At 59.8% G+C, this 654-nt stretch carries 1 pseudogene; it reads left to right on the top strand.

What is annotated here, in order from left to right:
- Positions 1 to 101: 101 nt before the first annotated feature.
- Positions 102 to 654, top strand: a pseudogene (locus tag AW06_RS21160) (IS1595 family transposase); the annotation flags it as partial.

Raw genomic sequence — 654 nt, 5'->3', positions numbered from 1 at the left:
CTAATGGCTCTTTATGCGTTTCGGACGGTTGAAGATCTATGGGCAGTGAGGCGCCCGGTCCGATAGAATTTTGGGTTGTTATTCCGTAAGGATATGGCCCGATGCTCCACCTTCAGAACTTGCTGGACGATGCCAAGTGTTACGACGAAGTACGCGAACGGCGCTGGCCGGAGGGAGTGTGCTGCCCGCATTGTGCCTCACCCGAAGTGACCCGGCAAGGTCATGACACGACCCAGCCGTCGCGCCGGAAATATCGCTGCACGGCTTGCCGACGCTACTTTGACGACTTGACCGGCACGATCTTCGCGGGTCACCATCAACCGTTGGGGGTGTGGATCTGGTGCCTGTACTTGATGGGTCTGAACCTCTCCAACGAGCAGATCGGGCAGGAGTGGGGTCTGAATAAAGATGATGCGCACCGCATGACCTCGCCATTGCGCACGGGCATCGTGGCGGTGCAAGCGGAGCCGACGCTTTCGGGCGAGGTCGAGTGTGACGAGGTCTATGTCGTGGCCGGCCACAAGGGCCACCCCGAGGCAGTAAAAAAAAGGCCGTAAGGGCCGACGGCGGCGCTTGAAGGGCGCTCGCGGGCGCGGTACCCTCGAAAAAGAGAAGCCACCAATTTTCGGGATGCTTCAACGCGGTGGAGAGGTC

Source organism: Candidatus Accumulibacter cognatus (genome assembly GCF_000584975.1).
In the GTDB taxonomy this organism is placed as follows: Bacteria; Pseudomonadota; Gammaproteobacteria; order Burkholderiales; family Rhodocyclaceae; genus Accumulibacter; species Accumulibacter cognatus.
This window is presented reverse-complemented; position numbering and strand designations above follow the sequence as displayed.